Origin of the sequence: Piscicoccus intestinalis NBRC 104926, from assembly GCF_001515525.1 — a bacterium.
GTDB classification, from domain to species: Bacteria; Actinomycetota; Actinomycetes; order Actinomycetales; family Dermatophilaceae; genus Kineosphaera; species Kineosphaera intestinalis.
The window spans coordinates 1-1,368 of sequence record NZ_BCNQ01000297.1 but is presented as its reverse complement, the minus strand read 5'-3'; the positions used below and the strand labels follow the sequence as shown (position 1 = coordinate 1,368).

Genomic DNA, 1,368 nt, shown 5'->3' with positions numbered 1-1,368 from the left:
GACGGGCCCTACCCCCGGAACTTGGACACAGGGTGTGATTACGCGGCGGTCGGCAGCGTAGCGGCCCGGCGGGCCTCGTAGGTGGACGGGGACAGGTAGCCGCACCAGGTGTGACGGCGGCGGGTGTTGTAGCGGACGAGCCACCTGAAGACCTGCCGGCGGCAGGTCAGCTCGTCTGTCCAGCAGGCGGCGTCCTGAAGGACCTCGCGCTTCATCGTGGCGTTGAACGACTCCGCGAGCGCGTTGTCGGCGGACGATCCGATGCCGCCCATGGATTGGGTGACACCGAGCTTCCTGCACAGCTTGGCGTAGGCCTTGGAGCAGTAGACCGACCCGTGGTCGCTGTGGAAGATCGCGCCCTTGAGGCTGCCCCGGGTCGCGGCCGCTGCGTTGAGGGCGTCCTCCACGAGCTCGGTGCGCATGTGGTCGGCGATCGCCCAGCCGGCGAGCCGACGTGAGTAGCAGTCGATCACGGTCGCCAGGTACAGGTTCGTCCCGTCGGCCAACGGCAGGTAGGTGATGTCCCCGACGTAGCGCCGGTTCGGGCGCTCGGCGGTGAAGTCCCGCTTGAGCAGATCCAAATACTTCTGCCCCGACGGCTCGGGGATCGTGGTCCGCACCCGCCGCTTCTTCGCGTAGCCACGGATGCCCTCGAGCCGCATCACCCTGGCCACGCGCTTGTGGTTCACGCGCTCACCGGCAGGGGCCGTTGTCGTTGAGCTCGGCGGTGATCCGCGGCGCCCCCTGGGTGTCGTCCTCGGCATGAACGGCCCTGATCCGCGTCGCGAGCTCAGCATCTGCCCGGGCGCGCTCTGCGCGAGCGGGGGCGGCGTTGAGCCAGGCGTAGTAGGACGAGCGCTCGATCTCGACGAGCGCGCAGTCGCTTCACCTCGAAGGTGGCGGAGTTGTCGGCGACGAACTGGAAGCGACTCACCAGCGCGTCTCCCCGGCGAAATACTTGGCCGCCCGCTGGAGAATCTCCCGCTCGGTGGTGAGCTTGGTCGTCTCGGCACGAAGCGCCGCGTTCTCGGCCTCGAGTCGGGCGATCCTCTGCTCGGGCGCCTCACCCTCGGGTACCGCGGGGCTCGGCCCTGGAGGCTTGGACTGCAACGGGCTGGAGGTCAGCGTTCCGTCGGCGGCGGTCTTCTTGCCGGTCCCGTAGACCTCGAGCCAGCCCCGCAGCGTGCCGCGCACGATGCCGAGGTCCTCGGCGATGCCGCGGACCGTGGCGCCCGGGGTGGACTCGTACAAGTCGACGGCCTGACGACGAAACTCCTCGGAGTAGTTCTTCCTGGCCATGGTTCTCGGATCATCTCGCTTCCCCAGCACCACGTGCTGGATTCAGCGTGTCCAAGAACCGGGGTCAGG

General features: G+C 68.5%; 1 pseudogene. It reads right to left on the bottom strand.

What is annotated here, in order from left to right:
* Positions 1–38: 38 nt before the first annotated feature.
* A pseudogene (locus PINTE_RS21340) lies at positions 39–1,299 on the bottom strand (IS3 family transposase).
* Positions 1,300–1,368: the final 69 nt, after the last annotated feature.